Source organism: Bacteroides rodentium JCM 16496 (genome assembly GCF_000614125.1).
Classification (GTDB): domain Bacteria; phylum Bacteroidota; class Bacteroidia; order Bacteroidales; family Bacteroidaceae; genus Bacteroides; species Bacteroides rodentium.
On sequence record NZ_BAKJ01000012.1, the window covers coordinates 38,427 to 63,696 of the forward strand.

The following is a 25,270-nucleotide window of genomic DNA, read 5'->3' on the forward strand; positions in this document are numbered from 1 at the left end:
AGAAGGGAAGGATAAGATTGTCGAATGAATGAATGCAGATATTTAAAAGTGTCCTAATATTGTTGAATACCTTCCCAACTTTGTCCAAAGAGTCATTGCTTTCCATACTCCGATGGCAGACACCCCATATATTTCTTGAAACATGCAGCGAAATAGGAAGGAGTGTTATAACCCACCATGCTGCTTATTTCGGCTACAGTATATTTGCCTTCCTTCAATAGTTTGCATGCTTTGTTGAAACGCATCTTGCGGATGAACTCGTTGGTCGATTCTCCCGTCAATGCTTTCATCTTGAGATGCAGATTGGAGCGGCTCATGCACAGCTCCCGTGCAAATTCATCTGTGGTGAACTCTATGTCATCCATATGCTTTTCCATTACCTCGATGGCTTTTTTCAAGAGTTCTTCGTCCAATGGATTGAGGGCGACTTTTTCAGGCTCTATCTCCATCGACTTGGAGTAGAAGTCTATGGCACGGCGGCGTGTACGGAACAAGTTCTTGATTTTGGTTGCCACCATCACCAATGAGAACGGTTTGGGTATGTAATCGTCGGCACCCACCTGCAAACCTTCCAACTGTTCCTTTAGGTCTGCCTTGGCAGAGAGTACGATGACGGGGATATGGCAAGTCTGCAAATTCTGCTTTATCAGTTTGCAGAGTTGTAGTCCGTCCATTACAGGCATCATACGTCCGTCAGTACCAGGTCTATTTCTTGTTCTTTTATCAATCCCAAGGCTTCCTCGCCGTTTCCGGCCTTGAGTATCCGGTAAGTCTTTCCGAGCTCGTCACTGAGGTACTGCTGTATCTCAATGTTGTCTTCCACGATTAAGATTCTTTCGTCCCGTTGTCCTTTTGCCTCTTTGTCTTCCTCGTTTACTTCGCTCTTTTCGCTTTCCGTATCTATCATATACATGTCCGGACTGTTGGTGGTGTATACTTGTTGTTGCTCCTTGTCTTCCTGAAGCGTGACTCTCTCTTCAGGTTTATAGCTCGCTTCGTCCGTGGGCAGATAGATGGAGAAGGTGCTTCCTTTGCCTTCGGCGCTTTCTAGCTCAATGCGTCCATGGTGCAATTCGACCAGGCGTTGAACCAAAGATAGGCCTATGCCACTGCCGATATGTTCATTATCTATCTGGTAAAACCGTTCGAAAATCTTTTCTTGTTTGCCGATGGGAATACCGTTCCCGGTATCCTTGACTTGAAGTAGCAATTCATTGTTCACGGCTTTTAGGACTACGGTAATGCTTTTTCCTTCACCGGTGTACTTGAAGGCATTGGAAAGCAGGTTGTTTATAATCAGCTCCAGATAATTGGGATCACAAAGTATCTTTTTATCCTCTATTTCAGAGTAGAAACGGTAGGTTATCTTTTTGTGCTGGGCCACTTTGTCGTAGAAGAGGAAATCCTTTTCGATGGTCTCGTGTATGGGGGTGTATTTCACTTTCAGGTTGAACACGCCTAATTCGGCACGTCGGTAATCCATCAGTTGGTTCACCAAATGGAGCAATCGGTTGGTATTACGCTGTATGTGTTCTAATTGTTTGTGAATCCACCGGTCGTTGATTTTCTCCATGATATCCTGCAGGGGAGCCAATATCATGGTCAGAGGCGTGCGCAGTTCGTGGGAGATGTTGATGAAGAAACGCAGTTTCATTTCGTTTACTTCTTTCTGCCGTTCCTTGTCAATGCGTTCCATTTGCAGTTTCGTTTCCATGCTTTTGCGCAACCAGAAGTACCTGACGATGAAGATAATAATGGCAATGGATACAAGGACGAACAGGAGGATTGCCCACCACGTCATATACCAGGCGGGCAGGATGATGATTTCCAGTTCCGTTGGGGTTTCGTTCCATTTGCCGTCGCTGTTGGCTGCTTTTACAAGGAATCGGTAAGTGCCTTGAGGCAGGTTGGAGTACGATACTGTGCGCTGGTTATTTGAATAATACCATTCTTTGTCGTATCCCTTCAGCATATAGGCAAAGGTGTTGTGCTCACTGGAAATGTAATTGGAAACGACGAAATCCAGTGAGAACATGGATTGGGCGGCGGAGAGAGTGATGCTGCGCGTGTCGTTGATGGCTTTTTCCAGTATGCCCGTTTCGTCGTCCGGGTAGACCGGTTTGTTGAACAACCTGAGTCGAGTGATGACTACCGGTGGTGTGTGGGGGTTGTCTGCCAGCAGTTCGGGCCGGAAGGTGGTAATACCCTCTATTCCTCCGAAATACATTTGCCCGTCGGAGGTTTGGCAATAAGCATTATTTGTGAATTGGTTACTTGCCAGTCCGTCGTTGTTCGTGTAGTTCCTGAATTTTTCCGTTTCGGGCAGGAAGTAGTTTAGCCCTTTGTTCGTACTTAGCCATAGCTTGCCGGACGAGTCTTCCAGGATTCCATGTATCACGTTGTTCGCAAGTCCTTGGGCGGTGGTATACTGCTTTATTTCTTTCTGCTTTTCGTCAAAACGATAGATACCGCTACGTGTACCTATCCAGAAAATGCCATTGCGGGCTTCATGGATGCAGTTGACGGATTGGTGATGGATGGAAGACGTTGCCGGGATGATTGGGCAATCCGTCAGTTCACCTCCCTTTTCAGTATATACGGCCAATCCTTTTTGCCCGCCCAGCCATAAACGGTGTTTGCTGTCACGCAGTGCAGTTGTGATTTGTTCGGGTAGCAGCGGTTGGCCGTTTGCCAAAGCGGTCACATTCGTTATGCTTCTTGTCTGGGGATTGAATCGTAGCAGGTCGGCTATGCCGCTTATCCATAATTCCCCGTTTTCTGTAGGCTCAATGAAATAGATGTTCCTGAATTCTCGTTCTCTGATGGTTTCTATATGTCCTGATTGGAGGTTCAGGATGCTGAGGCCGCCGGTATGGGTACCTATATAGACCAAGTTCTTGCTTTCGTCCACGTAGAGATATTTGATATCGTTTGCGCCCAGGCCTTCCTTCGTGGTATAGTAGGTGAATTTTCCGGTTTGGGTATTGTAGTGGTTCAGACCTCCGTTGTTTGTGCCTATCCAGAGCCCCTTCCGGTAGTCTTCGCGGATGCATCCTATGATATTGTCGTTCAACGACTGCCGGTTTGCAATGAATTGCAGGTTGTGAAACCGGTTCTTCAGCGGGTGATAGTAGTTCAGTCCACCGAAGTAAGTACCCAGCCATACGCCTCCCTGTGAGTCCATGAAGATACAGCGCACCGAAGTTTGCGAGAGGCTGCCGTTTTTCAATATATCGGCGGTGTAGCTTCTGAAAGAGTCGTTTTCTACGTTATAGATATTCAGTGAATGGATGGTACCTACCCACAACCGGTTTTGCGAGTCGAGAGCAAGCGAACGGATGTAATTGGAACTGATACTGTTCTCTTTACCGGGGACATGGATATAGTTGGTGACTTCTTGCGTTTGGAGATTGATGCGGAATAACCCGTCGCCTTCGGTTCCTATCCATAGAAGGATAGGGGATTGTTGTAGAAAGGAAAGAATCTGTTTCCCTTTCAGCCTTTCAGGAACAATGTTTTTCAGCGATTTCGTGGAGATGGAGTATGCGAATACTCTTGGTAACTGCCTATATATATATGGTCACCTTGACGGCTGATGGCAGTAGGAGAAATGCCGATTAGGGAAGGATGCAACGGCGTGTGGGAGAATTGGTGCTTTTCCGTATCGAACAACAATAGAGCTTCTCTTTTCTTGGACAGCAACAGTAGCTGCTTCCCGCTGATTTCGACGATGGCAGTTATGGGTTGTTTCTTTTCTCCTTCCTCATACGGGAAATTATAAAACGACTCTTTGGCTGCGTCATAGAGTGAGAGACCTTCATCGGTGCCTGCCCACAGCCTGCCTTGCGAGTCGATGATACATGCTTGGATAATGTCGTTTTGTATGCTGTATGGATTCTGCTCGTCATGCTGGAAGACAGTGAAGTCATAGCCGTTATATCTGTTCAGTCCATCGTAGGTGGCAAACCACATGTTGCCTTGCCGGTCTTGCGTGATACCGAAAATGGTACTTTGAGATAGACCTTCGTTTACTCCGATATGAGTGAAGTTGATGTGTTCTTGCTCTTGAGCGAAAAGAGGAAACAGCAATAGATTTGCGATGAGGAATATAATACATTTTGTCATATTCAGATACATAAGGTTGTATGGGCAAAGATAAAGAATAATTCTCCATTTATGCAAATCTGTGATAAATAGTTCGTCCTGCTTTATTGCTTTAAGCAGAACGAACTATCTGTCTTTATTTTGCCGCTCTGAATTTAAAAGCCAATGCTTCTTTTTTTAGTCCTTTGGGTAATGTCACCTTGACTTTTCCGTTTTTGCTGGTGTATTGTACGGACTTCCCATTTTGCAGCAAAGTCATCTTGCCTTTAGGCTCATTTCCTTCCCATTCTATGTATTCGGACAGTTCTTTGCCTTCGGGCAAGGCATAGATGGCGTATAGGGTCTTGCCATCCTTGCTGGCGTTGAACCACACGTTGCCGCTGTGATAGTTGGGAGTGGGGCGGGTGGCGTAGATGGCTTGGCCGTTCTTCTTCAGCCATTCGCCTACGATTTTCAGACGTTGGATGACTGCTTCCTCAATTATACCTTCACCGGTGGGACCTACATTCAGGGCAAAGCATCCGCCTTTGGCTGTAACTTCAATCAATGTGTTGATGACCCATTCGGCCGATTTGAATTTGGGCTTCGGATTCCATCCCCATGTGTTGCTCAAAGTAATGCAGGTCTCCCACGGGTGAGCCAATTGTTCCTTGGGAACTCTGAGCTCGGGTGTCTGGTAATTCTCGTTGCGTCCGGGCACGGTTCTGTCCACGGCTATCAGCCCCGGTTGCTTGGCGCGGGCCTTGTCTACAATCTCGTCTATGTTGATGTCTTGTTGGGGCTTTCTCACCCAACCGCCGTCAAGCCAAAGCATATCTATTTTCCCGTAGTCGGACATCAACTCGTCAATTTGGTTGGCTGTGTATTGTCGGTACTTCTCCCAAGTCTTAGGATATTTCAGGATGTCGTAGTTTACGTTACGGGTGGGAGTGGCTAGTGCAGGGTCCCAATAATAGGGGCAATGCCAGTCCGGTTTGGAGAAGTAGGCGCCAATCATGAAGCCCTGCTGCCTGAAGGCATCGAACACGTGATAGGCTATGTTGCTGTATTTTCCGTTCTTGTAGGGGCCTTTCGCAATGCTGTAGTCGGTGTGTTTGGAGTCGAACATGCAGAAGCCGTCGTGGTGCTTGGTGGTAAAGATGAGGTATTTGAATCCGGCATCTTTCATGATTTTCGCCCATTCGGCAGGCTCAAACCGGGTTGGGTTGAAGGAATCTGCCAGTCCCCAGTACCAATTTTTGAATTCATCGTAAGTGGCGCCGGGACGTATCTTTTTGCGACGCGCCGTGAAGCGGTCTTCTGAGCAGAGTGCCCACGACTCGGAGATGCCAGGCACGGAATAGACACCCCAGTGAAACATGATGCCGAACTTCCGGTCTTGCCATTGGTCCAGCTTCTTCAGTACTTCAGGGTCGGTAGGCCATTCATATTCTTTGGAGGATTCGTGTACAAAGCCATGGTCTTTGGTTGTGAAGTTTCCTTGTGCGTGCATTGCAAGCGACAGTGCAGCTCCTGCAATAAGCGTCACTACTTTTTTCATGGGTAATTAGTTTAATGTGAAAATTCCATTTGCTGTGGGAGCAAAGGTAGGCAGGAAAGTATTCTTGGGGCTACATTTTTGTTGAAAGTAGTACCAATATTGTTTGAAATAGGGAGATTTTAATCAGTTGCAAGGTATTATCGGATAGGGTATACAAAAATGAAAGGCAAAGCTGGGGGGCTTTGCCTTTCCTGTAAACAGGGTGACTAAAGGTCGATATATAGATATTTAATATCCGTTGTTGTTCTTCCCTTCCAACTTGGCGTTGCTCTGTATCTCGCTCAGTGGGATGGGGAGCAGTTCGTGCTTGCCCGCCACGAAATTCTTGTAGGCAGGATAGGGGATGGTATCCTCTTTTTGGTTCAAAGCAGATTTGGAGCCGAATAGGTCGAGCGCCTCCTTAAGGATGCCCCAACGGATGAGGTCGTACTTGCGCTGTCCTTCAAAAGCCAGTTCAAAACCACGTTCCCAATAGAGGGCTGTGCGGATTTTACCTTGTTCCGTGGCATCGTCGATGAAGGGCAGGTCATATACCTTCGGGGCTTTCAGCAGCCCGGCATAGTTGGCGCTTGTGATTTCGGGCGCTCCGGCACGGGTGCGCACACTGTTCAGCAATCTCCATGCCTCGTCGGTATTTCCGGTTTCGTTGTAGGCTTCGGCTGCCATCAGCACGACATCGGCATAACGCAGCGGACAGTAGTTCACGTCGGTATAGTTGAGGTCCTTGTAGCCGATGGGCATCCACTCGCGACGCCACTTGCCGGGGTACCAGGAATTATTCTTGAGGGTTTTCGATTTCTCGTGCATCTTCTTGGAGGTATTCCATTTCCACTGGTAGGTGCAGATGTTGATGTCACGGCGCGTGTCGTTTTCGGCAAAGAAGTCAAACCATTCGGGCACCACGCGGAAGAAAGCGTTGGCACGTCCCATGTATTTGCCTGTCTCTGTAGGCTCGATGCCTTTCGGTTCGCCCACAAGAGGACCGTTGTACGTGCCCCACCAACCGCCGCTCCGGTTACCTTGTGCATGGAAGAAAGCTACTTCAAAGAGGCTTTCCTGCGAATTGAGCACACCTGCGGAGAAGGTCTTGAACAGGTCTTCATAGGAGCCTGCGTAGAAATCGTGCTTGCCGCTGAATTGCTCCCATTCTTTAATCACGGCATTGAAGTATTCCGTCCGTTTGGCTTCTTCGGGGCGTGTCAGTTCACCATTCGTCCGGAGACTGTAGCCTGCGCGTTGCAGTAGTACGCGCATCAGCAGGGCGCGGGCGGCACCCTGACCGGGGCGTTCGGGACTTTCCGAACTGTCTTTCCAGTCGAGGGTAGCTTTGGCAAAATCGAGGTCTTTAATGATTTCCTCGTAGATGGCCTCGCGGTCGGTGCGCGGGTTGAAGGCTGATTCATAGCCCGAAGAATAGGTGGTCTTGAAAGGAACGTCTCCCCAGAACCTTACCAGGTCGAAAGCCATGAAAGCACGGAGGAAGCGGGCCTCTGCCACAAGCTTCTGCAAGGTCTTGTTCTCTTCGTAGTCCTTCATGCCGCTGATGCCCGCAATGGAGAAGTTACAACGGTCGATGGCTTCGTAGGTATATTTCCAGAGGTCGCTGACCCATTTGTTGGTGGCGGCGAGGGTGTAGTTCGACATATCGTGTATGGCACCGTCGGAATTGACTCGGCTGGTGAAGTGGGTATCATCTGATACGAATGTAGCATGATGCGCGAGCCGTAGAGATTGGGGTGCGTAATGGAACTGTAGATGCCCATCACGGACATTTCCGCTTTCGATTCGGAAGTGAAATACTGGTCAAGGTCGTAGGCCGAATCGGGCTTCTCGGTAAGCATGTCCTCGCAGGAGGAGAGTCCTGCCGACAAGGTGAGGGCTGCAAGGAAAATGGATATATATTTTTTCATGATTGTTCTGATGTTGCTAAATGGTGAATGATTAGAAAGCTACGTTTATGCCGAAGATGAAGGAACGGCTGCGGGGATAGGAACCGTAATCCACGCCGGGAGTCAGCCCGCTGGTCATGGTCGATACTTCGGGGTCGAATCCGCTGTAAGGGGTCCACGTCAACAGGTTGCTGCCCGTGAAGTAGAGGCGGAGTTTGCTCAGCCCTGCGCGGCGAATCATTTTCTTGGGAAAATTGTAACCTAAGGTCACGTTGCTCAGTTTCAGGAACGAGGCATCTTCTACACCCCAAGAGTGTACATAGAAGTCGCCCTCTTCGGTGTCGCTGTAAACGGCTACCGTCTTTCCGGTGTTCAGTGCGGCCAATTGTGCGGGGTCGGTCACCTTGTTGCCCTGTGCGTCGATGGTCATCCAGCGGTTGTGGCTGTTGGCTACGTCGAGCGAGTTTTTGTTGCTGGAGCCGGTTTTGGCGCCAATCATCTTGGTGGCGTTCATCACTTCGTTGCCGTAGCTAAAGGTGAGGAACACGCTCAGGTCGAAATTCTTGTAGCTGAAGGTGTTGTTGAGACCGCCGTAGAAGTCAGGCGTGGAATTGCCGATGACGGTTTTGTCGTTTTCGTCAATGATGTCGTTGCTGTCATCTATGTTGGCAAATTTCCACATGCCGGGCTGGATGGCATCACGGGTACCGTGATAGGGAATGCCCTCTTTCAGCGTGTACTTCTGTGTGGCGGGGTCATAGTCGAAGTCGGAGACTTGATACAGCCCTTCGGTACGGTAACCATAGAACTGGCCGAGCGATTCGCCCACGGCGATGCGGTGAGTGTTCTGGTTGAAGCCGAATTTGGCTTCGTAATGCTGCACGCTTCGCCGGTCAGTGCCTCGACGGTGTTCTTGTTGTGCGAGAAGGTAAGCGAGGTTTTCCACTCAAAGTCCTTGTTGGTGATGTTCACGGTGTTGATGGTGAGGTCAATGCCTACATTCTTGGTTTCACCGGCATTGATTATCATGGTGGAGTAGCCGGAGGATTCGGGCAGTTTGGCATTCAGCAGTAGGTTGCTGCTCTTGTTGATGTAGAACTCGGGCGATACGGTGATGCGCTGGTTCAGGAATCCGAAGTCCAGTCCCATGTTGAAGGTCTTGTTGGCCTCCCATTTCAGGTCGGGGTTGGGTATCTGTTTGGCTACGTAGCCCGGCACGTGGGAGTTGTTTACGGCTGTAAGTACCGAAGTGAGCAGGGCAAGGCTGTTGTACGAGCCGATGCGGTTGTTACCGGCCAATCCGTAACCTATGCGGAACTTCAGGTCGGAGAAGATGTTCAATTTCTTGATGAATTCCTCTTCTGCCAAACGCCAAGCAGCGGAGACAGCAGGGAAGTAACCCCACTTATTGTTCTTTCCGAACTTGGACGAGCCGTCGGCACGGAGGGAGGCAGTGAAGAGATAACGGTCGTTAAAGTCGTAGTTGGCGCGGGCGAAGAAAGATACTAACTTGTCGTTGTAATTCTCGTCGGTATCGATGGAACTCGGTGTTCCCAAGCTCATGTCAGACAAGCCTATCTCATCATTGGGGAAGTGTGTGGCAGTACCTTTCAGAAATCGGGTCCAGCGGTTCACGTATTCTTGTCCCAACATAGCAGTGAGGTGATGCTTTTTATAGAATTGGGTGGAGTAAGACAATACGTTCGAGGTTTGGAAACTGCCGTTTTCGGTATTGGTCAGTGAACCGTTGATGCTGGTACGTTTTCCCATGATAGATTCGTCACCGTAGAACTGTTCGTTGCGCACGGCTTGGTAGCGCATACCGATGGTGTTGCGGAAGGTCAGTCCTTTCATCAGTTTCACGGTGAATCCACCGTTAATCTGGAAAGTGCGGAATTCTTTTTCCAGTTCTTCCTCGTAGGCGTTGAGAAGCGGGTTTACCAATACGTTTCCCTCTTCGTCGTAGAGCGGGTCGTTTCCGATAAGCAAATCTCTGTCATTGCCACTTATGCCCACGGTGGGACGTTGTTGCAGAATCTGCGCCATCTTGTTGAAGCGGGCATTGACATCGGCACCTTCGCCGTTTCCGGCGGTACCTGCGCCATAGACTTTACGCTGGTCGAAGGTGGCTCGTGCGGTTACGTTGAGCCACTCCTTCACATCGCTGTTCAGATTCAATGAAATGGTGTGCTTGCTGCTACCGCTGTTCACCATGGCTCCTTCATCATCAAAATAACTGTAGCTGGCGCTATATTTCGTTTTTTTATTACCGCCGCTCACGCCTACACGATAATTCTGTGTGAGGGTAGTACGTCCCAAGGTCTCTTCCTGCCAGTCCAGTCCGGGGCGGTTACCATAATTCTCGTCTAAATCGAGGAAACTGCCGTAACGGCTTTGCCAGTTTGCCATATCTTCCTCTTTGGCATATCCTAACGTACGTTCATAGTCGGCAAGGACGAACTCCTTGGTAGAAAGCATATCGAGTTTCTTCGACAGCTTGCGCACGCCGAAGTAGGCATCAAAATTCACGGTAGCCTTACTTTCGTCCTTGTTTCCGCTCTTGGTGGTGATGACCACTACACCGTTGGCGCCGCGGGCACCGTAGATGGCCGTTGCGGATGCATCTTTCAGAATGTCGATGGTCTCAATCTCGGCAGGGTCCAGCGAGGCCATACCGTCCTCAGTGGGAAAGCCGTCGATGATGTAAAGCGGTTCATTGCTTTGTGTGATGGAGATACCGCCGCGCACACGGATAGAGATACCCGAACCGGGTTGTCCATCGCTTTGAGCCACTTGTACGCCTGCCATACGTCCAGCCAATGCCTGTGTCACGTCGGAGGTGGGAGTCTTCATCAGTTCGTCGCTTTTGATAGAGGTCACAGAACCGGTGAGGTCTTTGCGCTTCACGGTGGCGTATCCGATGGCAACGACTTCTTCCAGCATCACGGCATCGGCTTTCAGTGTCACGTTGATGATACTCTGCCCTTTTACGGGTATTTCTTGTGTCTGCATACCTATGTAGGAGAATACTAACACGTCTTTCGCGGCATCGTCTACGGTGATGCTGTAATCGCCGGTGACGCCGGTGATGGTACCCGTACCCGGTTTCCCTTTGATAGTGACATTACCACCGATAACTTCGTACCCGTCGCTGTCTATCACTTTTCCGGTGATTTTCAGGCTTTGGGCTGAAAGGGTGCCTGCTGCCATGAGTAGGAGTGACATGGTAATTAGAATTTTGAGTTTACTCTTCATAATCTTTTTGTTTATTTATAAGGTTAATATTTGTTCTTTGCAACATGTGGTTGCAAAGATAGAAGTAACGACTTTCTGAATGGTCAAGATCTGTTTTATTCTATGACAGAAATGTCTCAATTTTCGTTGGTACAAACAGGTTAATGTGCTAAAAATGTGTTGAAGGACAATATGATTGTCTAAAGATTCCGTGTAGAAGCCGGAATATGGTCTGTCATCTCTGTGGTTTGATAGTTACCGTCCGTTTCATCGTAAAGCACGGATTGGCTGCCTCGGTAACCGAATGTGGCAGATTCCGTACTATGCTCCACCATGAGTTTTGGGAGATGGTTGGCATCTAATTCGGCTTCTATCGTCCATCCGTCTATGAGGAATGTATTTCCGTTTTGGCGGATGGGAGAAACGCCTTTCTCTTTGTCCCTCACTTGCAAGATGGCAAGGAGGCGGGTGGCTTGGCTGTTGCTGATGCGGGCAGTCAGATGCCATTGGTTGGGATAGGCGGAACCGGTAATGGCGGGAGGAACTGCAAACTGGTCGGTTTGTGACAAAACCGGATTATTATTGCAGAAGATCCGTGCAACGGCTATGAAACCTTTCTCCTCATTGGAGGTACTTACTGTTTGTTCTTCTTCGTTGATATAAAACCGGGTGGGGCTATGCAGCAGCCAATCCCATTTCACCGGTTCCGAGGCTTCCAGTTCGTCGTAGATGACAACAATGTCGGGATGAAGAATCAGCAGGTGGCGCCGGTACTTTTGTAACGGTGTGTTGCCGAATCCGTTTTCCGGTGTTTGTGTAATGCCTGCCTGGGCAAAATAGTTTATCCACATAGGGTCATCGCTGATGCCGCAATAGGCATGTGAAGCATCGCCCAAACAGTAGCTGATATGGTTTCCACCCATGGCTCTTGCCACGTTACCGTAGCCTTTGGTGGAGTAGGGTTGGCCGATGCCGTTTACTAAAATGGTGTTGTGGGCACGGCTGTGACGGTAAGACATCAGGTTGTGGGCATCGGCAAAGTTCTGGTAATAACCGCTGCTGCGATATACGTCTGTTCCTTTATAAAGCAGGTTGAAGGCATTCTGCTGGCGGTGGTATGGCTGCCCGAACCGAAGGTGCTGGAACGGAACGACAAGGCAAGGCCGTTTTCCGCATCTCCCGGACGGGTTTGTACGGCCACCTCTCCGATGTCCTTATACCAAGTCAGTTTAGGGGCGTTTTCGGGGAGCGCGGTGGTGTAGGAGCGGTCGGCACACATGCGGTAAAGGCGTAGTTCATAGTCTTGTTGTAGCTGTGTGAGACATTCGTTGGCATACCAGCCGGCATAGGTATCGTTGGTCTCGCGTGCCAGGTAGTCGGCAAAGGCTGCGGTCAGACGGTTGGGGGCAGTTGCTTGTTCGCTGCTGTCACCAAAGCCATTGTTTTTCGACGAGGGGGGCAGGCTGTACACCAAGGCACGTCCGGCATTCCGATACCAGGGGTGTTGCAGGAAGTCCTTGCGGGCAATGTAGGAAAGCAGGGCGGGCATGTAGGCCAGGGTCTTGACGTTGGCATTGAAATATCCGGTTCCGTTGTGCCACAGGCCGTCACGGTTGAAGCCTCCGGCAGGGGCGCGGGCGGTCCATAGCTCGTAGTAATATTCCAGCATGGGCAGCACTTCGGCAGAGTAGTCCGGATGGTCATGAAGCAAGAAGGCCGCTTGAAACAGTATGCGCATATTCTGTTGCCAGAAGTGGTTGTCGAAGAGGTGGTTTTCTTGAACGCCGCAATTCTCTTTATAGAAACGACGTGCCACGCGCATCATCAGTTCTTCGGATGCAGTGCGTTCAGAGGCGGTCAGCGAGAGTGTAGCAGGTCGTAGGCGGCGGCATGGCAAACGACAATGTTGGTGGCGGTGAAGTTACTGGCAAACAGCTCGGCATCGGTGGGCGGAGTGGTGGCCAGCATACGCAGCAACTGGTGCAGTTTGTCGGCATAGGCTTCCCGTTGCAACAGATGATAGGCCTGATAGAGGTAAGTGGCGTGCTGGCGAAGAACTTCGGCGTTGGCATAAGGTGCATGGAAAGTGGCATAGTCGGTATTTAAGGCGGTGGTTGCACGCGACAGCAGTTGTTTATATTCAGCGTGTGCGGTTGCGTTGCGGCGTGCCTCGTCAATCCGTCCGTTGAGGAAACAGTAGAGGCGGGGGTAAATGCGGGGTGCATTCTCAAGGAAGGTCTTGAACTCGGGGGTGACGAATATGGGGGTACCGTCTTTCACCTCGAAGCTGTACGTATCGCTCCATGCACCGGGAGTGTTGCCGTCGGCAGAGGTAGAACGGAAACGCCAGTACCAGGTGCCGGCATCGAGCGGACGGTGCAGATTGTACAGGCACCATTCCTGCGGTTCGCTGACGAAAGTGTCGGAAGAGTCGAAACTTTTGGAACTTGAAAGTGAGAATTGCAGTCGTTCACCCTTCTTCATGGTTTGCGGCACTATGAGAGGAGCCGGATTCAAAAATAGTTCGTTGTCCGCTTTGGGATAAGGGCGGGTGCGTATCTTGTCCTGATAACTGTCGGGATATTCTATGGAGGGTTCCGGTTGTGCCGGTTCCGGTTCGGGCAGTGAATCGGAGGAGCAGGAACCGCAGAATATCAATATGTTGATGAGAGGGAGGAAGATGTAGGTAATAGAAGATTTCTTCATGTTGATACTGCGTGCTTCAAGTGATAAATAAAAGATTCTTTTTGGGGAGGGGAAAGTAAAGAAAGCAAGGCCTAAGTAGAGGAGACCTTGCCTTCTGCTATAAATGATTAAGGTCGGATTCTATAAAAGTCTGTTTATTCAAAAATAGTCAAGAATGGGCGACAGATGATTGATGTCGCTTTGGTACCTTCGCCGGTAACTACTGCTTGGGTTCCTTTGGCGGTTCCATCTGTCATAAGTTGCATAACGGAGATGTTGCCGTTGTCGTTGATGGTGCTGGAAGCGTAATTTACAGCTGCAATCGGTTCTCTGTCGAATAACTTGCCGTTTTCGTGTGCAAATTCCGGTAATGCTTTGAATTCGGCACTGCCGGTGGCTGCTGCGTTATCTATTTTAAAAAGCATACCTGTAAAATATTTCAGTTGGTCGAACGTAGGGATATACCATCCGCTCAAGTTTGCACCGGTCAAGCTGTGCTCGCTTGTCCAGGTGTTGTAAGTAGTGGTGAACGCTTTGTCGCTGCCGATGCCGGTCAGGAGCGCTTCAGTGGTTTGCGTGCCGTTTGTCGGATTGGTGGGCATGTTGAAAGTAAGCGTTTCACCGGCTGCAATGATTGCTTGGCGGCCTGCTGTGGCATTTGAAACGGCAACCGCATAGCCTTTGATGGTTTTCGCCTGAAGTGTTTCCGGATAATTGGCGGGCAGGTCATTGTTCAAGGCTTCCGTAGCGAATACAATTGCTACTGCTTTACTTGCATCCGTCACTACTTCACCTGCTGCATTGATGTAGCTGCCCACTTTAATGGCTGTCGGGTCAACCGGTTCATTGTCATTGATGAATTTGTCATCAAAGGAAATGTTGACTTCTACCGTGTTATCTACCGGAACTTCGGGAATATCAATGTTGCCAATCATGTTATCATCAGTAGGCAAGGTCGTTTTTGCCTGGAATGTAACGGGTGTTGTGCCTTCTGCACCGCTGAGGGTAATTGGCAAAGTGAGCGATGCGGCCGTGCTTGTAACGGAGGCAAAGGTGTAGAAATAGGCCCATTCTCCGGTCTCGGTATTATTCATGTCAGCTGCTTCCAGTCTGATTGATTTGGTTGCAGCAGTAGTCTTGTTTAATATGTTGTAGCTGTCGGGTACATCAAAACTACCAATTGCAATTTTAGTATATTGGCCGAATTCTTCTGTGTTCGTGGAACCTACCACAATCTTGTTGAAGGGACGTTTCAGAGAAACACTGGTTGTTCCCTTTTGAATTACACCGCAGAAAGCATCGCCGGCAGCCGTAAACATGGTGTTCTTGTTACTTTTATAACTGATGGCGGGAAGGCTGATGTCGTGTAGATATAGTCTCCTTCTGCTGTAGCGGCTGTCGCATAGTCCGCCCAGAAAACTACCGAGTATTCTGCGGCTGGTTCTGCAAATGAGAAAGTGACGTTGTCACCTGTTACTTCCGTAACCTGTTTCATGCCCTCGCCTGTAATGGCATTCCCGTCAGCATCCACCACCTGCATGATGCAGCGGCGCACTTTTCCATCTACTACCGGCATGGCGCGTGTTGAGGCACCTTCGCCCGGCATACCTACCATAATGGTTACTTTACCATTGCTCCCGTTGTTCTCGGAAACGATTTCTTCTTGGCTGCAAGAAGCGAACAGCATGATGAATGCTGCCATCACTGAATACAAAAAGTTCTTTTTCATGTCTTTGTTAGATTGAGGATTAATATTTATTTTATTGTTTTTTTCTTATAAGGGCTTGATATCCACATCCAAATCCACTTCACCGTCGTAGTCCGGGTCAAAGTCGATGCCATTACCGGATGTCTCAGTCAGGAATGCGCCTTTGACGGTGCTGTTTTTCTCCCGGGTGCAGGGAATGCGCAGTACATTGTTTGCCACTGTCACACTTTTCTCATCTACTATCTCTATTTCCACGGGTATGTAAGTAACCTCTTCGCCTGCCGCAACAAACACGTAGTCCAATCCTAATGTCAATTCTGTGGCGCCTTCTGCGGGCAGGGTGAATACTTTGGAATATTGCATATACATCAATGAATGCTTGGGTATGTCATCCAGTGCATTATACCCTACGCTCAGATAGTTGCTGTATTTGATGCGGGCGGTGAACTGCGTCCCGTTGATTTCTCCCTTTGCCGCTTTGCGCAAGAAGGAGGCTACATCGTTGGCGATAAGTTCATATCGTGCCACGGGGCGGGCCAACTCAACATTTACGGGAACTTCCGCATTCCATTGGTCACGATAGTTGCTCAAATCTACGGGTACACTGGCCGCAAAGGCATCTTTGTATTCCGTGTTTCCGGTGTGCGACGCATGGGCGGGAATCAGCGGCACCAGGCTTTCGGTATCGTAATAAAGGTCTTCATTCTGTGCGTCGGCTTTCACATAGTCGCTCCACACCACCAATTGGTAGTTGCGCGCATGGAGCTGCATGCTGACCGGAAGTGAAAGGCGGGTACGGTCGGTTATCTCTTCCATAATCACCTGGCGCTTTACCGGCCGGCGGTTCAAGTAGGCTTCTACAATGAAACGGTGCAGATAGTCACTGTTGTTGCTCGTAACACGCGGAGCGCTCTTCTCGCTCAGGTTGATGTTCAGCGCAAGGTTGGCGGTTAGAGTTACGGTGGTGGGATCTACTCCCGTCTCTCCGTCAGCAGTCAGTTCCGGTTCTTCGTGGAGTTGGCAACCGCACAAGAAGGCGGTCCACATCCATATAAGTAATATCTTTTTCATGGTTTTTCTGATTGATTATAGTCTATACACCAATGACAATCCTAATCGGGTAATGCCCCAATAATGGCGGATGCGGGTGTTGAGTTGTGCACCGTTGTCTATATTATAATAGGTATTGTATTTCATGTTGGCATATCCGGCTCCGAGGTTGAACTCGGCTCCCCAATGCGTTCCGAAGTTCATCTTGTAGCCGTAGCTCAGTCCGGCACCCGATAAAGGTCGGCCTTCGTCCTGGTAGCGGTTCTCCTTCCAGCGTGCATTGAACCATGCCACGTGGGCGTGTACGCCAAAGAAGTGTCCTTTACCTGGAACTTGAAGCCACCAGCGTCCTTCGGGTTGGAAGCCCACCATGCGCACAGAACGGCGGTTGCTTTGGTCACTGAAGTTGAGCATCACGGGAAAGTCAACCGAAATCTTGTCGCTTACCTGCACTTCCAAGGCTAAGTTCTTTATATCCACTGCCAACATGGGTACATTTGTTTTCAAGGTCCAGTAGCGTGCTGAGGCGGCTTTTATTGTAGGAACTTTCTTGGCTGCTGCCTTTGCGGTTGTCTTCTTGGCTCTTGCCTTCTTCTTGTTCTTCACTTGCTCGGTAGACTGTTTTTTGCCGGAAGCGACTTTCTTGTCGTTCTGCCTCTGTTTACCTGCGAAAGAGGTTGCCTTTGCCTGCGGCTTGTAAACCGTCTCTTCCTTATTGGCTGAAGTCTGTCTCACGGGATTCTTCCTGACCTCTTGTGAGTAGGCTGCAAGCAATATGAACGAGCAAAGGATAAAAGCACCTACTTTATATAACACATCTTTCATGGTCGTATTCATTATTAAATTTCCAATTCGGGCATTTTATCCTTCAATGTGGTTTCATAGCCATCTTCCTGTACCACGGTTGCATCTCCCTTGTAATTGATATTCACAGTCTCCTTCATACTGCGGATGAAGAACGAAGGGGCGCCTTCTGCTTCCAGATTTACTTTAATCATCCAGCCACCTGCCTTGATACGTCCGTCGGGCAGTATCTCAGGTGCTTTGGCTGGGTGCTTCACGGCGTGCGTGTTGATGATGGTAGCAAAGCGATATACCTTCGACTTCTCGGAAATGGCAGTGAAGTGCCAATGATTGTCGTACTTCTTGAAGTTACCCTTGTCATCGGCACGCAGCCAGTTTTCTGCCGGAACAAAAAACTTGTCGGTAGTTTTGGTCTGCAATGGCCCCGTAGAGAAAAGGTAGGCATCAGAAGCACCACCGCCGTTGGTGGCTTGGATATGTATATAATGTTTGTCTGTCTTGTCCACAGTCATGGGTTTGGCAACGGTATGCAGCAGGTAGCTCCATGTTATGGGTTCAGCGGCTTCCAATTCGTCGTAGATGAAGATGTAGCCCGTATTGCCCAAGTGGACGATATGACGGCGGAAGGTCTTCAAGGGTACGTCATCCCAACCGTTCTCGGGCGTGTAGTGTACGTCGGACTGTGCACCGCGTTTCAACCAAAGCGGTGAAATCACTTTACCGTAAGCGTTGGAGCATCGCCCAAGACGTATCCTATTTTATCACTTACATAATAGCGGGGAATCCAGCCGTAACCCTCCGTACCGATGCGTTGTCCCATGCCGTTCACCATAATGGTATTGTGGGCACGTGTGCCTCGGTGGCAAATCATGCTGTGGACGTCAGTGAACTCGATGTGATGCCCGCTGCTGTAGAATAAGGGCTTTCCGCCGAAGAAGGTGTTGAAAGCATTCTGGTTGGCTAGTGCGTGCGAGGTGCTACCATAGGGGCTACTGCGGAAACTCCACATGGCATTGCTGCCCACACGGTCCCAATTGGTCTGGAAGGAGGCGAGGCCGGTTGCGGGGAATACGTAGCCGGCGGGCAGGGCTGTCAGTCCCGGTCCTTCGGGTAAAGGTTTGTCACATTGCAGGCGAAACCAGGTGAGGTCGCCGGCTTTGCTTAGTACGGCTTTTTTCAGGTAGTCGGGCTGTGCTTTCAGAGTGCGGCGTACGAAGTCGGTGGCATAGGTGTTGCCGGTCAATCGTGCCAATGCGTCCAAATATCCGATGCGGATGCTGTTGGGGCGCACTGTTGTTTGGTGTGAACTCCCGTTACCGCCTGATTTGGAGAAGGGCGGTTGCTGGAAGATAGTGTACATCACGTTGCCTTGATACCAGGGGTCGGCAAAGAAATCAAATCCCGTGAGGCGGGTATAGAGATAAGGTACTTCTATCAGTGTGCGGGTGTTTACAGTGAAGTAGGCGTCGCCGTTGTGCCAGCCGCCGTCCTTGTTCAGTCCGGGGAAGCGTGCCAACCATACGTTGTAGCAGTAATCCACCCAGGTATCTGCATCAGGCAGGTCACCGTAGGTGCTGAAGGCTGCCATAGTGAGGATACGTAGTGTCATTTGCCAGATGTGGTTTTCGGCAATGTGGTTCTCCATGTAGTTGTGGAAGTGGTGGTACATATCATTGCCTTTATCCTTGATGGAGGCAAGCAACTGTTGCTTTTGTGTGTCGGTCAGCAGTTCATGGCAAGAGTCGTACAACATGGAGCAAAGGGAGAGGAGGGTAGAGGCGTTGAAGTCCCCCTTCACGTTCTTATCCTTGTCCCAGTCCATCATGGTAAACACGCGTTTGATGGCCTCATCGGCGTAGCGGCGGTTTTGGGTCAGTAGCCAGGCACGTATCAAAGATTCGGTATTGGCCTCTTCGCGGTCGATGATGCGACGGCTCTCGCGGGTGAGGTAAGAGTTTATCTGCATTTTGTTTCTCAAGTTCTTTACCTGTGAGGTGTTGATGTCTTTCACACTTTTCATGGGAGTCTGAAGAGTCTTGTCGGCACGCTCCAGATACCATTGCTGTTCTATTTTGCTTTGGCTTTCCTTTACAAACGTATTCCAATGGTTTTGGTCCACCAATACACGCGGATGGGTACCGGGTACTTTGGCAAGTACCTCTTTCAATGAAGGAGGGCAGAACTTGTCAGGGTTATTCCCTACGGTGAATTGCAGCACTTTGCTCCATTGTGGCTGTCCGTCTTTCACGTAGGCGTATTGCCAATACCAGACACCGGGTGTCAGAGGTTTCTCGGGGTTATAGAATGGCCAGCGGGTCTCTGCCGTCACTGCACTCTTCTTGAATTCCACGTCTTGCGCATAACGTATCTTATAGGCGAGCTTGTTTTTGTCTATCTTCTTGGCTTCACTCTCAAAGCCGTCCATGGGAGCACCTTCCTGCCGGGCTTCTGCAGGTAGGGGCCATTGAAAGGAAACGGAACGGTCATCCACCGTAGCCTTGTCCAGAGGATTGGGTGTCATGCGCGTCTCGTGCATAAGGGTAGGCTCAGTCAGCTTGATGACTGACTGGCCTTGAACGTTTACGGTTGAAAGGGCAACCGTGACTGTCAGTACAGATGCTAAAACATTTTTCATGGTTATTCGATGTCTTGGTTTTTCTGTGGCAAAGATATGGGGCAGCAATGAAACCGACTTACTCGAATGTTTTTTCCTTTATCACATTTGATGAATTCTAATGAATCGTGTCCTAAATATGTCTAAGCTGCCTCCTAAAAATGTGCAGAATTTGTAGTACTTACCTGGGAATGAAGCGTGTTGGAGAGTATTTACCCGGTGTGGGATGCTTTTTCATCCACTCCAAAAGCAGGGCGCGATGTTGCTTGATGACCTCTTTATATTGTCTTTCGACGGCAAGGTTGCGCATTTCGCCACGGTCGGTCTTCATGTCGTACAGCATCTCTCGGTTCTTGCCGGCTTCGTACAGTACATATTTATAATCAGGTGTGCGTACCATCCAACCGCATGTGCCTCCGGTCTGTGCAAAAAGGGTTTCGGTCACTACGTAGGACTGATGCTCTTTTAGGGAATCGCCGCTTTCCACAAGAGAACGATAACTGATTCCTTGTACCCCTTGGGGAACTTCAGCACCGGCCCAATCGCAGATGCTGGGCATTAAGTCAGTACCATTGTTGATGAGCTGGGGTAGTACTTTGCCGGCATGTTTGCTGCGGGGCAGGCAGACAATGAAGGGTACGTTCACCACCTCTTCGTATAGTACGGTTTTCTGGTTCCAATGATGTGCGGCGGCGCCGTCGCCATGGTCGGAAGTGAAGATAATAACCGTATTTTTCCAAAGGTTCTGTTTGTCTATTTCAGCAATGATTTTTCCGATTTCGGCATCTACGGTTTCCACCAGGCGGTAGTAAGCGTTGAGGTAGCGGCGCCAATCGTCGGGCGTGTAACTTTGTGTGGGATAGAGGCGGTAGCTACGGCTTCTTTCATAGGCAAGCACGTCAGCATCGTAGGGGGCAATGTTGAAGTTGGCGGGTAGATTGGGGCAATCTTCCAAGGCAGGTTCTTCGATGGCAGCGAAGGGTGTGTTTTGCTTGCGCGCGTATTCGCAGATATTATGCGGGTTGTCGAAGGAAGCTACTAAGAAGAAAGGCTTGTTGTGCTTGCGCTGCAGGAAAGAAACGGCGGCTTCGGCCAGCCCGAAATCGTTATGTCCATGTAGATTCTCGAACCCGAAAGCATGCTTCTCTGGCAGAGAGTTGGTGTTGACATGCCACTTGCCGGCATAGGCTGTTTCATATCCGGCTTGTTCCATCAAAATACCCAAAGTACGGGTGCGCAAAGAGTCTGGCATCGGTATCTCGTTTTCGGCCATACCAATCTCTGCGGGAGTATGCCCCGTGAACATGGAGGCACGTGAAGGACCACTTAAAGGAAGTGAGCAGTAAGCATTGGTGAAGCGTACGCCACGGGCAGCCAGCTTATCCATATTCGGAGTGTTGACGTACATGTTTCCGGCACAGCTCATGGCAGTGGCTGTCTGTTGGTCGGTCATGATGTAAATGATATTGGGGCGTTCCTGGGCTAATAATGCTGCTGGAAGAACAGCTCCTAAAGTCAGAGTGGATTTCAGGTTTTTCATCTTGTAATTATTGCTTTTGTTTGTTGCAAAGCTACGCTTTTTTCTGATAACCATTTTTCTTCCATGTTTTTATTCTGAGGATGATTGTTTATAAGACTTCTACATTTGTGCAAGCATAGGCTAAATTTGTTTTAAAGCAGCGGCATGCCGTCTTGTTACGCGATGATACCGTCACTTTATGCGAATAAATTTGCTTCTGTTTCCGGTTTGCATTACTTTTGTTTCCCTAAACATAGGATTGAATGATAGTTTGTATTGCCGAAAAGCCCTCTGTGGCGCGTGACATAGCTGATGTATTGGGAGCGAGAGAAAAGAAAGACGGATACATCGAAGGAAACGGATACCAGGTGACCTGGACATTCGGTCATCTTTGTACGCTGAAAGAGCCGCATGAATATACCCCTAACTGGAAGTCATGGAGCTTGGGAAGCCTGCCCATGATACCTCCCCGTTTCGGCATTAAGCTGATTAGCAATCCCACATACGAGCGCCAGTTCCATACGATAGAGAACCTCATGCAGCATGCCGACATGATTATAAACTGCGGTGATGCCGGGCAGGAGGGAGAATTGATACAGCGCTGGGTGATGCAGAAGGCCGGGGCACGTTGTCCGGTGAAGCGCCTTTGGATATCTTCACTGACAGAGGAAGCTATCCGTGAGGGCTTTGCCAAGCTGCGCGACGCATCGGATTTCCAGCCTTTGTACGAAGCAGGCTTGTCGCGTGCCATTGGCGATTGGCTGCTCGGGATGAATGCCACCCGCCTCTACACCATGAAGTATGGGCAGAACCGGCAGGTACTTTCTATCGGTCGTGTGCAGACACCGACACTGGCGCTGATTGTAAACCGTCAGTTGGAAATACAGAATTTTGTTCCCAAGCAATACTGGGAGCTGAAGACCGTCTATCGAGATACCACTTTCTCCGCCATCCTCCGGAAAAGTGAGGAGGAACTGGTACTGGAAGCCGAGAAGCAGAAAGAGGCTATAGCTGCCGGGAAGAAACCTAAAAAAGAAGAAGAGAATCGGGGTATCGACCCCATTACCGACCGCGAACGTGGGCTTGCTTTATTGGACCAGATTAAGAATTCTCCTTTTACCGTGACGGATGTCACCAAGAAAGAGGGGAGGGAGGCGCCACTCCGCTTGTTTGACTTGACTTCTTTGCAAGTGGAATGTAACAAGAAGTTTGCCTATTCCGCTGATGAGACGCTGAAAATCATCCAGTCTTTGTATGAGAAGAAAGTGGCTACCTATCCACGTGTAGACACTACCTATTTGAGTGATGACATCTATCCCAAATGCCCCGGCATCTTGAAAGGTCTGCGTGATTACGAGACATTTACAGCCCCTTTGGCAGGAACTGCATTGTTGAAGTCCAAAAAGGTTTTCGATAACTCGAAGGTAACAGACCACCATGCCATTATTCCTACCGGCCAGCATCCGCAGAATCTGACGGATATGGAGCGTCGCGTATTCGATTTGATAGCGCGCCGTTTCATTGCTGTATTCTATCCCGATTGTAAGTTTGCCACTACCACCGTATTGGGCGAGGTAGAGAGCATAGAGTTCAAGGCCACCGGCAAGCAGATTCTGGAACCGGGTTGGCGTGTTATCTTCGGCACCCCCTCGGCACAATCGCAGGAAGAGAAAGAGGAGAAGGGAGAAGAGGAGAATGTGCTTCCGGCTTTTGTGAAAGGAGAAAGCGGACCGCACGTCCCCGATTTGTATGAGAAGTGGACGCAGCCGCCCCGGCCTTATACGGAAGCCACCCTGCTGCGTGCTATGGAAACGGCGGGCAAGCTGGTGGATAACGACGAACTGCGTGATGCGTTGAAGGAAAATGGTATCGGTCGTCCATCTACGTGCAGCCATCATCGAGACGCTGTTCAAGCGAAACTATATCCGCAAAGAAAAGAAGAACCTGATAGCCACCCCTACCGGTGTGGAGCTGATACAGATTATCCATGAGGAGCTGTTGAAGTCGGCGGAACTGACCGGTATTTGGGAGAAAAAGCTACGTGAGATAGAAAGGCGGACATATAATGCCGGACAATTCTTGGAAGAATTGAAGCAGATGGTATCGGAAGTCGTGATGAGTGTACTTTCTGATAACAGCAACCGCCACATCACCATCCAAGCTCCTGCTCCCGAAAAGGGCAGTAAGGCTTCTGCCAAGGCAGAGGCTGCCGATAAGCCGAAAAAGGAGCCGAAGAAAAGAGCACCGAGAAAGTCTGCCGCCGCAGGTAAAAAGACGGAGCAGGTTTCGGGCACTGTGGCAGCTTCAAGTACGGAGGCTTCCGTACAAGCTGACGATTTCGTCGGTCAGCCTTGTCCGCTTTGCGGAAAAGGTACCGTTATCAAGGGGAAAACGGCTTATGGTTGTTCCGAATGGAAATCCGGATGCACATTCCGCAAGCCGTTTGAATAAGGGTAATCACATTAGATAATTCTCTCTGCCATGTATTTCCAGAGGGGAGCAGCCATCAGCGCCTGGCGGATGCTTCCTTGCCGCAGCAATTCCTTGACCTCCTGCAAGGAAAGCAGGTGTACGGTCAGGTTTTCCGTATCTTCCAACTGTTGCTCGGAGATTTTCTCCACGTCCGTAGCCAGGAAACAGTAGGTAATGTTGGTGTGGGTACTTGGATTGGGAGAGATTTGCATGAACTCTTTCCATACTCCGTTTCCATAGCCGGTTTCTTCCAAAAGTTCCCGTTGTGCGGAAACCATCGGAGAGCCGTCCTCTTCTTCGCATACCCCTGCACAGAGCTCATAGGACGTTTCTTGTATGCCATGCCGGTATTGGCGGATAAAGACGAATTGTCCGTCACGGGTGATGGCAATGGTATTCACCCAGTTGGGATATTCCAATATATAATAGGAGGGAATGTGGTTGCCGTTGGGCAGCACTACATGGTCCTTACGCACAGTGAGCCACGGGGCCCGATGAAGGTATTCGCTGGATAAGACGGTCCAGGTGTCTTTTGATTTTTCCATAATGGTAGAATTGACTATATTTTAAACAGCATCCCTCCGATATTATCTGCCGTGGCTCCCGTCACCGAGGCGAGGCATCCGGGTGTGTCCGCCATATAGAGGGCACCCAGGAAAGCAAAGATTAGGGCTTCCTTGTACTCTATGATTTGCCGGCTGGGAATCACGATTTCACACGGACACAAGGCGTCGATACGTTCTATGAGGAACTTGTTGAATGCACCTCCGCCAGTAATCAGCAGCTTTCCGTTGCCATCGGGCAAGGGGTGGGCGGTGATGATGCGTGATATTTGCCAGGCGGCATGCTCGTAAAAGGTACGTAGCATATTCTCCATACTCAAGCCATAACGCTCGAGCATGGGATATACCAGCGTTTCCACCCACTCCCGTCCCAATGACTTCGGTCCGGACTGATGGTAGAAATCCATTCCGTTCAGTTCGTCCAGCAGTTCTTGGCAGATGTTGCCTTGCCGTGCTATCTCGCCGTCACGGTCAAATTCCAATCCTATTTGCCGGCAGTAATGGTTGATGACGTAATTCACCGGACTGATGTCAAAAGCGATGCGTCGCCCGTCCTGCTCGAATGAGATGTTGGAGAAGCCGCCGATATTCAAACAGAAGTCGTAGCCGGCAAAAAGCAACCGGTCGCCAATAGGTACGAGTGGAGCGCCCTGCCCACCCAGCATGATGTCCAGCCGCCGGAAATCCGAAACGGTAGGTATACGGGTTTCAGCGGCAATGGCGGCTCCGTCACCTATTTGGTACATGATTCTCTTTTGAGGCTCATGGAAGATGGTATGCCCGTGGGAGGCGATAATATCGGGGTGGACTCCAAATTCTTGCATGAACTCGTTGACACGTTCACCGAGAAACTTTCCATAGGAGCTGTGGAAAGTGATGAACTCCAAAGCACTCATTGTCTGTGCACCGGTACCCAATATCTGCTTCATGCGTCGGGGTAACTATAGCCTTTTGCACAGTCTATGTGGAAAGACCATTTTCCGGCTTTCTGCCGGAAAGTGCAGCAACATACGTCCAGCCCGTCAAGGGAAGTGCCGGACATCAGGCCGATGGCTTGAATTTGGAAGTCTTTCATCCTGATTTTCTTG

At 49.7% G+C, this 25,270-nt stretch carries 9 protein-coding genes and 6 pseudogenes; 1 reads left to right on the forward strand and 14 read right to left on the reverse strand.

The genetic code is table 11. The annotated features are described in order from the left end of the window. Window positions 1-92: 92 nt before the first annotated feature. The 11 genes and pseudogenes from JCM16496_RS07380 to JCM16496_RS07430 all read right to left on the reverse strand — a co-directional run bounded on the left by JCM16496_RS07380 (window position 93) and on the right by JCM16496_RS07430 (window position 21,168). A pseudogene (locus JCM16496_RS07380) lies at window positions 93-4,125 on the reverse strand (hybrid sensor histidine kinase/response regulator transcription factor). A 115-nt stretch (window positions 4,126-4,240) separates the two neighbouring features. Next, entirely contained in the window at window positions 4,241-5,644 is a 1,404-nt protein-coding gene (locus tag JCM16496_RS07385; RefSeq protein ID WP_025833289.1) for an alpha-L-fucosidase, read from the reverse strand. Window positions 5,645-5,872: 228 nt separating this feature from the next. Continuing rightward, a pseudogene (locus tag JCM16496_RS07390) lies at window positions 5,873-7,554 on the reverse strand (RagB/SusD family nutrient uptake outer membrane protein). A gap of 31 nt (window positions 7,555-7,585) precedes the next feature. Next, window positions 7,586-10,788 (reverse strand): annotated as a pseudogene (locus tag JCM16496_RS07395) (SusC/RagA family TonB-linked outer membrane protein). Between the two features lie 179 nt (window positions 10,789-10,967). After that, a pseudogene (locus JCM16496_RS24895) lies at window positions 10,968-13,473 on the reverse strand (DUF4962 domain-containing protein). A gap of 134 nt (window positions 13,474-13,607) precedes the next feature. Continuing rightward, the gene (locus tag JCM16496_RS07405; RefSeq protein WP_025833292.1) at window positions 13,608-14,771 is read right to left on the reverse strand and encodes a hypothetical protein; all 1,164 of its coding nucleotides are present in this window, start codon (window positions 14,769-14,771) and stop codon (window positions 13,608-13,610) included. Beyond that, window positions 14,735-15,181, reverse strand: coding sequence for a fimbrillin family protein (locus JCM16496_RS07410; RefSeq protein ID WP_128809492.1), 447 nt, complete (start codon window positions 15,179-15,181; stop codon window positions 14,735-14,737). The genes JCM16496_RS07405 and JCM16496_RS07410 overlap by 37 nt, the downstream gene beginning before the upstream one ends. A gap of 45 nt (window positions 15,182-15,226) precedes the next feature. Continuing rightward, window positions 15,227-16,231 (reverse strand): DUF6562 domain-containing protein, encoded by a 1,005-nt coding sequence (locus tag JCM16496_RS07415; protein ID WP_128809493.1) that lies wholly within the window; start codon window positions 16,229-16,231, stop codon window positions 15,227-15,229. Between the two features lie 15 nt (window positions 16,232-16,246). Beyond that, window positions 16,247-17,035, reverse strand: coding sequence for a DUF3575 domain-containing protein (locus JCM16496_RS07420; protein WP_025833296.1), 789 nt, complete (start codon window positions 17,033-17,035; stop codon window positions 16,247-16,249). Window positions 17,036-17,049: 14 nt separating this feature from the next. Further along, window positions 17,050-19,649 (reverse strand): annotated as a pseudogene (locus JCM16496_RS07425) (DUF4962 domain-containing protein). A gap of 160 nt (window positions 19,650-19,809) precedes the next feature. Then, window positions 19,810-21,168 carry a sulfatase family protein gene (locus JCM16496_RS07430; protein ID WP_025833297.1) on the reverse strand — a complete coding sequence of 453 codons (1,359 nt, stop codon included), beginning with the start codon at window positions 21,166-21,168 and terminating at the stop codon, window positions 19,810-19,812. Between the two features lie 242 nt (window positions 21,169-21,410). On the opposite strand from JCM16496_RS07430, the pseudogene JCM16496_RS07435 reads away from it, so the two are divergent. After that, a pseudogene (locus JCM16496_RS07435) lies at window positions 21,411-23,598 on the forward strand (DNA topoisomerase 3). An 11-nt stretch (window positions 23,599-23,609) separates the two neighbouring features. On the opposite strand, the gene JCM16496_RS07440 reads toward JCM16496_RS07435, so the two are convergent. From JCM16496_RS07440 to JCM16496_RS23565, 3 genes are read right to left on the reverse strand one after another with little or no spacing between them, the layout of a single operon-like run. Further along, entirely contained in the window at window positions 23,610-24,164 is a 555-nt protein-coding gene (locus tag JCM16496_RS07440; RefSeq protein ID WP_025833300.1) for an NUDIX hydrolase, read from the reverse strand. Window positions 24,165-24,178: 14 nt separating this feature from the next. Then, window positions 24,179-25,111, reverse strand: coding sequence for an anhydro-N-acetylmuramic acid kinase (locus JCM16496_RS07445; RefSeq protein ID WP_244440276.1), 933 nt, complete (start codon window positions 25,109-25,111; stop codon window positions 24,179-24,181). Continuing rightward, window positions 25,108-25,257, reverse strand: coding sequence for a hypothetical protein (locus JCM16496_RS23565; RefSeq protein WP_244440277.1), 150 nt, complete (start codon window positions 25,255-25,257; stop codon window positions 25,108-25,110). Before JCM16496_RS23565 ends, JCM16496_RS07445 begins: the two co-directional genes overlap by 4 nt. Window positions 25,258-25,270 lie beyond the last annotated feature (13 nt).

Coding starts and splice junctions, on each gene's coding strand:
- JCM16496_RS07410 (WP_128809492.1), bottom strand. CDS start 15,181: ATGAAAAAGAACTTTTTGTATTCAGTGATGGCAGCATTCATCATGCTG.
- JCM16496_RS07420 (WP_025833296.1), bottom strand. CDS start 17,035: ATGAAAGATGTGTTATATAAAGTAGGTGCTTTTATCCTTTGCTCGTTC.
- JCM16496_RS07430 (WP_025833297.1), bottom strand. CDS start 21,168: ATGAAAAACCTGAAATCCACTCTGACTTTAGGAGCTGTTCTTCCAGCA.
- JCM16496_RS07405 (WP_025833292.1), bottom strand. CDS start 14,771: ATGTTTACGGCTGCCGGCGATGCTTTCTGCGGTGTAATTCAAAAGGGA.
- JCM16496_RS23565 (WP_244440277.1), bottom strand. CDS start 25,257: ATGAAAGACTTCCAAATTCAAGCCATCGGCCTGATGTCCGGCACTTCC.
- JCM16496_RS07385 (WP_025833289.1), bottom strand. CDS start 5,644: ATGAAAAAAGTAGTGACGCTTATTGCAGGAGCTGCACTGTCGCTTGCA.
- JCM16496_RS07415 (WP_128809493.1), bottom strand. CDS start 16,231: ATGAAAAAGATATTACTTATATGGATGTGGACCGCCTTCTTGTGCGGT.
- JCM16496_RS07440 (WP_025833300.1), bottom strand. CDS start 24,164: ATGGAAAAATCAAAAGACACCTGGACCGTCTTATCCAGCGAATACCTT.
- JCM16496_RS07445 (WP_244440276.1), bottom strand. CDS start 25,111: ATGAAGCAGATATTGGGTACCGGTGCACAGACAATGAGTGCTTTGGAG.